At 39.9% G+C, this 7,427-nt stretch carries 8 protein-coding genes, 1 tRNA gene and 1 pseudogene; 4 read left to right on the forward strand and 6 right to left on the reverse strand.

Annotation, left to right across the window (positions count from 1 at the left end; genetic code table 11):
* Nucleotides 1–654 precede the first annotated feature (654 nt).
* Together LUCIF_RS01490 and LUCIF_RS01495 are read left to right on the forward strand one after the other, a co-directional pair.
* Nucleotides 655–1,182, forward strand: coding sequence for a hypothetical protein (locus tag LUCIF_RS01490; RefSeq protein WP_122626102.1), 528 nt, complete (start codon nt 655–657; stop codon nt 1,180–1,182).
* A 367-nt stretch (nt 1,183–1,549) separates the two neighbouring features.
* Nucleotides 1,550–2,803 (forward strand): Nramp family divalent metal transporter, encoded by a 1,254-nt coding sequence (locus tag LUCIF_RS01495; protein WP_122626103.1) that lies wholly within the window; start codon nt 1,550–1,552, stop codon nt 2,801–2,803.
* A gap of 105 nt (nt 2,804–2,908) precedes the next feature.
* On the opposite strand, the gene LUCIF_RS01500 is transcribed toward LUCIF_RS01495, so the two are convergent.
* Both LUCIF_RS01500 and LUCIF_RS01505 read right to left on the reverse strand, forming a co-directional pair.
* Nucleotides 2,909–3,097: a hypothetical protein gene (locus LUCIF_RS01500; RefSeq protein ID WP_122626104.1), complete on the reverse strand. Its 189-nt coding sequence runs from the start codon at nt 3,095–3,097 to the stop codon at nt 2,909–2,911.
* 310 nt (nt 3,098–3,407) lie between these two features.
* On the reverse strand, nt 3,408–3,740 hold the full coding sequence (locus tag LUCIF_RS01505; RefSeq protein WP_122626105.1) for a hypothetical protein: 333 nt from the start codon (nt 3,738–3,740) through the stop codon (nt 3,408–3,410).
* An 870-nt stretch (nt 3,741–4,610) separates the two neighbouring features.
* Here LUCIF_RS01505 and LUCIF_RS01510 point away from each other — a divergent pair.
* Entirely contained in the window at nt 4,611–5,576 is a 966-nt protein-coding gene (locus LUCIF_RS01510; protein WP_122626106.1) for a P1 family peptidase, read from the forward strand.
* 219 nt (nt 5,577–5,795) lie between these two features.
* On the opposite strand, the pseudogene LUCIF_RS01520 reads toward LUCIF_RS01510, so the two are convergent.
* Both LUCIF_RS01520 and LUCIF_RS01525 read right to left on the reverse strand, forming a co-directional pair.
* A pseudogene (locus LUCIF_RS01520) lies at nt 5,796–6,035 on the reverse strand (transposase); the annotation flags it as partial.
* A gap of 128 nt (nt 6,036–6,163) precedes the next feature.
* Nucleotides 6,164–6,385: a DUF6809 family protein gene (locus tag LUCIF_RS01525; RefSeq protein ID WP_207856810.1), complete on the reverse strand. Its 222-nt coding sequence runs from the start codon at nt 6,383–6,385 to the stop codon at nt 6,164–6,166.
* Nucleotides 6,386–6,489: 104 nt separating this feature from the next.
* Between LUCIF_RS01525 and LUCIF_RS01530 the strand changes: the two genes are divergently transcribed.
* Nucleotides 6,490–6,720 (forward strand): helix-turn-helix domain-containing protein, encoded by a 231-nt coding sequence (locus LUCIF_RS01530; RefSeq protein ID WP_279386935.1) that lies wholly within the window; start codon nt 6,490–6,492, stop codon nt 6,718–6,720.
* 122 nt (nt 6,721–6,842) lie between these two features.
* Here LUCIF_RS01530 and LUCIF_RS01535 read toward each other — a convergent pair.
* Together LUCIF_RS01535 and LUCIF_RS01540 are read right to left on the reverse strand one after the other, a co-directional pair.
* Nucleotides 6,843–6,917, reverse strand: a tRNA-Val gene (locus LUCIF_RS01535).
* Nucleotides 6,918–7,104: 187 nt separating this feature from the next.
* Nucleotides 7,105–7,353, reverse strand: coding sequence for a hypothetical protein (locus LUCIF_RS01540; RefSeq protein ID WP_122626109.1), 249 nt, complete (start codon nt 7,351–7,353; stop codon nt 7,105–7,107).
* Nucleotides 7,354–7,427: the final 74 nt, after the last annotated feature.

Raw genomic sequence — 7,427 nt, forward strand, 5'->3', positions numbered from 1 at the left:
CCTTCTAAAATAATAACCCCTATATATCTTATGTTAAATAAAAAATGTTGGTTACTATTTAGAAAGCCTACTAACCAAAAACCAATCCAATAAAAACCGGTCTTTGTGACTGGATATCATAGTAAAATGTTATAGTGTTGTAGCACCGCTTTTATAATCCAAATCGGTATTGATGTGTCTTGATTTTCTTCCAAAAACAATACCAACGTAACGAATACATTCAAGAATGCAGAAGAGCTTAGCTCATCACTTTCATTCATTCTTTCACATCCGTTTACTTAAAATATTTCTATAATATATTTTATGTTTCTTCCATCTTATTGTGCCAGCATAAAGATTAGGTCCTTTATTTTTCACCGCTCACATAATGCGGGGCACTTTTTTACAAAAAAACACCCGCCGCGAAGGTGGGATTATTGTCGATTCGATCTTGGTGTGGATCATACCACAGATTTCCCGTATCTTTCTATTTCAAAACAACCCCGGTCAAGATTATAGGATACATATTTTCTTCGAAAAACAAATGCCATAAACCATCTATCGCTCCTGCCGAACTGGCGTTCTGTGTAATTTTATCCTGTATTCCGCCAAGCCGCCAGTATAAATTAGAAGTGGCAAGCCAAAATATAAGCAAGATAATGTATGGGGTGTACTATGAGTAACCAAATTATTTTATGGTCAATGTTAATCGTTCCCTGGATAACCTTGTTTTTTATGAAGAAGAAAGACATCAGACGCTATGCGCCGGCTGGTTTATTCTCCCTGGCATTATCGTCAATAGTCATTGATGCAGGTGTCAGGTTAGGCTTCTGGACTATTCGAGAAACAATTTTTCCGCTTAATGAAATGCTGTCGTATCTTTATGGTTTATTTCCGATTTTAACAATGTGGGTTCTTAAGTTTACCAATGGTAATTTTATAATTTATATGATTACTAACGCAATCCTGGATATAGGATTCTCTTTCTTTTTAGTAACTAATTTTATGCCAAGTAGAGGTATAATTGATGCCAATGTTACTGGCTTTCAGGATTGGTTGTTAGCACTTGGACGTGCGGCTGCAATTTATGTCTATCAGAAATGGCAAGAAGGAGAGCCAATACGATTGAGGACTTTTGGATTAAACCTGCAACCAGCAGCGACAAAACCAATGCTAAAAGACAAAAATAAGGATAACGAATAAATATACCAAAACGCCATTCCAAACTGGGATGGCGTTTTCCAGTTTTGCAAGATTGCGACATTTTCTCTTCACTACAAATAAGATAAAAACTTCCTTACAAAGTTATATCTCTGACATCCCAATCATATTCTTTCCTAATCCAATTGTGTAGCCAAATTAGTGCAACAATTCTTTAAATCAGCACACCCGTCTAACAGAGGGTGCTGATTTAAAGAATTAGGTATTTAAATTATCCTATTAAAAAATAAAGCATGGTCAAATACATACAAATTTTTGCAGGATTTATCATTTTTATATTAAAAAACTATATAGTAACTAAGTTGTTTCCCAACAGTAAAGATACTTCCAAAATTAAAGAGGTGAGAATTTGTTTATCGATTATTTTCATAAACGCCACGAAATAAACTTAAATGCGCGCCAGATTTTACGCTATATTGGCCCAGGCATACTAGTAACGGTCGGTTTTATCGACCCTGGAAATTGGGCAACCAATATGTCGGCTGGCGCTCAATATAACTACGCTCTGCTCTGGGTCATAACCCTGTCCACTATCATGCTTATTATCCTCCAACATAATGTTGCTCATCTGGGAATAGTGACTGGATTATGTTTGTCCGAAGCAGCTAGCGAATATCTGCGACCACTGGTGTCACGAGTTGTATTGTTCTCTGCAGTTGCAGCATCCGTTGCAACTGCCCTGGCAGAAATTATAGGTGGAGCAATAGCGATAAATATATTGTTTCGCATTCCTTTAAGACTTGCAGCCGTATTTGCTGCAGTATTTTGCGGATGGTTATTGTGGTCTAATTCTTACAAAAAGCTCGAAAAACTAATTATCGGATTTGTGTCGTTAATTGGGATAGCCTTCCTGTACGAGTTAACCCTTGTTCAAGTCGATTGGGGGCAAGCAGGTATTGCCTGGCTACAACCATCAATTCCCAAAGATTCGATAATAGTTATTATGGGGGTATTAGGGGCTGTAGTCATGCCTCACAACTTGTTTTTGCATTCAGAAATTATCCAGAGCCGCCAATGGAATCTAAAAAATGAATCTATTATAAAAAAGCAGCTTAAATTTGAGTTTATTGATACCCTATTTTCTATGGGTATAGGTTGGGCCATTAACAGCGCAATGATACTAGTAGCGGCTGCAGCTTTTTTTACAAATCATATACAAGTTGATGAATTGCAGCAAGCGCAAGAAATGCTTAAACCATTATTAGGGGCAGGAGCCGCAATTATTTTTTCCATTGGATTATTGTTCTCAGGAATTTCGTCTACCACAACCGCCGGAATGGCTGGCGGTAGTATATTTGCGGGGCTATTTAAAGAACCATATGATATAAAGGACCGACATTCTTGGATGGGGGTTGTCATTACTTACGGATTCGCTCTTGTAATTATTCTGCTCATCAATGATTTCTTTCAAGGTTTGCTTTATTCTCAGGTTGCATTAAGCATCCAACTCCCCATAACAATTTTTTTACAGATATATCTAACTTCTTCACCTAATGTCATGGGGAAATATGCCAATAGCCGTTTTGAAAAGATTACTTTGTGGACGGTCGCGGCAATCGTTACATTACTGAACATTTTGCTACTTAAAGACATGCTGTTTTAAGATTTGATACGAAGATAACTTGTTCCGTTATTTTGATCTGTAGCCTTTTGACATAAAAAGAAAAGAGCCTTACGGCTCAATTTATACCTTCCAAGAAGAACTGCGTTATTTTCCCATTGATTTCTTATTAAATTCGTAATCTTTATCTAACTCATCCTGGGTAAGCAAAATACTGGGTGATGGTCCAATTTGGGAGCAACCATTCGGGCAAATAAAATGATAATTGTCGCCCCTGCCAATTTCTATCATTTCCGAATCACATTTAAAACATTTAGCCACAAGCAGTTTTTTCAAATAAATCCTTCTTTCATCGACTATTTTACATAATAATGTTTAATAAAAATAGTCTTGTTCGCCAGACAGCGCTCTAGTCATTACCTTCCTTATAATTGCAGTTTGTACATTCCCACTTATTCGAACCTAACTCCACCATAATGCCTCCGCACTTCGGGCATTTTTTAATATCATCCATTACAATCCCCTCCCTGCTGAGATTATTCGGCAGAAGATAATATTATCCTGTTAAAGTAAATACCTGAGTCAATCTTAAAAATTTTTAAACCTTATTCGAGTAGAGAAAAAGCCCAAAAGCTCAGATGTACTTTTAATTATTATATTTCGATATGTACATGGCATCCGGCTCTCCGAATACGAGTTTCCAATGTGGCTCTTCCATCCCCTTCTCAGTAATCCAAACTTTAGATTTAAAACTTTGGATAAATTCAATATACTCAACCCTTGGATATTCAAGCGTTATATTATCTTCAAATATTAACTTTACATAGTAGGTACTATCTTTGTAATTAGGAAATATTACGTAATCAATCATTTTTCTAGCATACTTTTTCTTTAATCCAGTAATTAGAACACTTTTTCCCATATAATTTTTAAGAATAGCATTTAAGCAGGAGATTTGACTATTTAAACTTTGGTCCAAGAAAAGCCCTCCTATGCCATTTTGGTCTATATTTAGACAAACTCGGAGGTATTTCCTTCATAAGGAATTAAAATTCTTACAAATTAATAAAGTTTTTCCTCCTTCATCACTCTAGCCTTAGGTTAAATTCTTTTGGCAATGAAGTTTTGACACCTAGCAAATCGCTCCCCTCCTTTAAACCTTAAGCCTTGCCTCTATCAAAGCACCGGGTCTAATAATCTGGTATCTTGTCCGTATAATATCCAAAAATCTTTCCATACTATGGTTAGAGCCGAAAATACCGTGTTTAACATGATGGCTGGTCCCCTACCAGGTTTATCGGCTCATTCCATGTACGTCTCTCTTTCCAAAGCCTCGGGTTTTATACCCGAGGTTTTTCATATTCTATTTGATGCTTAAGTTTACATAAATTCGAGCCATTTTATCCATACTAAAGTTAGGAGCCGATACCGTAAGCCACAGATACGGACGCAGTATGACCTTTTGGTGCCCGTCATATTTATCGGCTCGTCTATATTCTCGCTCCTTACTCTCGGGACTATCCCGAGCCTTTTTTATGCCCGGAGATCACCTAACTTTTATCCCTCCCGACTTGAAAAAACCGGAATAACATAGCCAGCATTGATATATGGGGACGTAATTATGGGATTGAGGAACGGTCTATATTGGAACACAATAGACATCCTCAGCATTAATGTTCCCTACACACACACACTCAATGTGCATTAAGTTAACATAACTAATAAAAGAAGGTACATATTACTCACTTGTAACGGTTTCTGAACATGCGGATTCACACTTTGTTGTAACATTTTTGTTTTAATTTACATAGTGTGTATTGAATAACTAATAACAAGGGAGTGATTTGGCATGCCCCGCTGTAAGTGTAAGGAAGTAGCCACTATGGGAGGCCTTACTGATGTTCCCGGCATCCTGGTGGGAAACGCAGAGGACGAAAGTGGCCGCACGGGATGTACAGTGATTCTCTGTCCGGCTGGGGCAGTTCCCGGTGTATCCGTAAGCGGAGGTAGCCCCGGTACCCAGAATACCGATATCATCCGCCCCGGCACCGCCGAATATCCTGTATATGGCGTCCTCCTCACCGGCGGTAGTTTCTTCGGACTACCTGCGGCAAGCGGGGTGATGCGCTGGATCGTTGAGCAAGGGCTCGACGATGTACCGCTTGTACCCGCAGCGGTCATCTATGACCTCCCCTATGCCAAGGGGTCACCCCCGCCAGATGCGGCCCTGGCCTACGCCGCCTGCCAGGCTGCAAATACGGGTTCCGTACCGGAAGGAAATGTGGGCGCCGGGGCGGGAGCAACGGCGGGAAAAATCTATGGGAGACCTATGAAGAGCGGCCTGGGCACTGCCTCCCTGTGTATTCCCGGCGGCCCCATGGTGGCAGCCCTGGCGGTGGTCAATCCTGTCGGAGACGTATGGGATCGAGGGCATATCGTCGTCGGAGCGCTACGTCCTGATGGAACCTTTGTCAATCAAACCAAAGCGATGCTGGCTGGTGTGCCGGTGCTGAAGTCCAGCCAGACCAGGAACACCACAATTGCACTAGTGGCTACCACAGCGCAGCTAACAAAGGCAGAGGCCAACCGAGTGGCAACACTCGCTGAAGATGGAATGGCTCGGGCTATCTCCCCTGATCATACTCAATGGGACGGGGACACGATCTTCTGCCTCGCTCTAGGTTCATACACTAGTAATCTGACGAGCGACGAACTCGTTACGCTGGTGGGCACAGCCGCTGCAGTGGCACTGGAAGAGGCCATTATCCGGGGGGCATTGGCGGCACAGCCATGGCATAGTACAAATAGGACTTGAAATATGATAGCTTTCATAAAAAATTACGCCCGAGAACATTGCCGCTCCGGCCAATTGCTCTTGACGATTTATTACGATAACAGGAAATGACAATGGGAATGGATAAATCGAAAATGCCATCACACACATCCACAAACAATTCAAACCCACAAGTGTGGAGTTTTGTTTCGGCTCCTGACTTACATCCCATGAAACTTACTATAAATGTGAATAAACCGGCTCATTACAAATGGTCAGCCAGAAGGATGCGCTCTCATTTTCTGCTAACCATGTGCCAAGGATCTCTTTCTTGCCTTCCATTGTGATGCCTAAAACCGAGTAAACGCATTTGTTGACAATCTTGGCATCTTTGCGGACTTTAAACACAATGCCATCTAAAAATACGATAGGGTAGATGCTGTTCAAGGGTCCGACTTGCCATTCCTGTACCTCTGGCATAATTTTATCAGTAATTCGGGCCCGTCCCTTCTCGTCTTATAATGTACCTCCTCCAAATTTCAACAGTTCAACAACCCTGTTCCCTTAATCCTATGCGTACGACTTCCTCCTTTCCAGTTAAAACTTCAACCATGACTAATGCGCCCAGCTTAAATCCGTATGTAAACGATGCCGTTCCATTGAACTGGATTCAGCATATAAATCCAGCAGTGCTTCAAGTAATTTGTATCATCTTCCGAAAGTTTCTTTTCCCATATTTCCAACATGTCGGATATTCTTTGGGTTAATGGACGGTATTCGGGGGATTTTGGAAAAATCAGTTCCAATGGGTCTATATTGCCGTTATACAACTCTTCCAAAATAATTTTCATATTCCGCCTTCTTTCTATCTTTACAATTTCTTAGTTTAAAATAGGCTTAGCGAAATACTCGCTAAAAGTCAATAGCGAATATTTCGCTAAACTATAATTATATCTTGAGGTGGTCATATGTAGAAAGAATAAGAAATTTACGCGAAGATAAAGATATGGCGCAGGTACAAATTGCAATGTATCTCAATTGCAGCCAAAGAATTTACAGTAATTATGAACGCGGCGACGTGGATATACCTACTGGAATTTTAATCAAACTAGCAGATTTACATAATACGAGCACGGATTATCTTTTAAACAGAACAAACAGAAAAAAAACCTATCCGAAAGATTAATAAAATAGTTAGGCAAATCGGCTACTACGGGGTGTATATAATTTATCGATTGTCGCGTTAGAAAATATTAAAAAAAACAAAAGGCCAAGAAGTTTGCACAACCTCTCCGGCCTTGTATTTCCTGGTGGGGCATGCTGGTTTCGAACCAGCGGCCTCTTGAATGTGAATCAAGCGCTCTCCCACTGAGCTAATACCCCTTAAAATATTGAATTTATTACTTCATCACTTACGCTTATAATAATAGTATATACCTGTAGTTATGAGTTTATCAAGTATATAAATATTTTTTCGTTAACTAACTTTACTTCACTATTCCTAGGGAGACTCAAAAAATAACCCTGCTAAGCAGGGCAAGGGTAAAATAAATCCTTAAGAAAAAGTAATTTAACGGGTATTCCGGACGCATTTTATTTCTGATTCCGCAATCTTGTTCTCAATCACTTCATAGTTTACCTTACTACGCCAAGCTATCCGTTCCGAAATCATCGCCAGCGAAAAAATGATGATTCCCGTAAGGGGAAATAATCCCTCCGTGTCCGAAAACCCCATCCCCATAAAACTGACTCCGACAACAAAAAGAAAGAGTCCCATGAGTTTTAAAAATACAATAACACCTTTTTCAATATCATTCATATGTCATAACCTCCTCGGCAAGTATTAATAGTATGCACCTGGAAATCAATTTCCATTCGTGAAACTTAACTTTT

Source organism: Allolucifera butyrica (genome assembly GCF_900476375.1).
Lineage (GTDB): Bacteria > Bacillota > Negativicutes > Sporomusales > UPPP01 > Lucifera > Lucifera butyrica.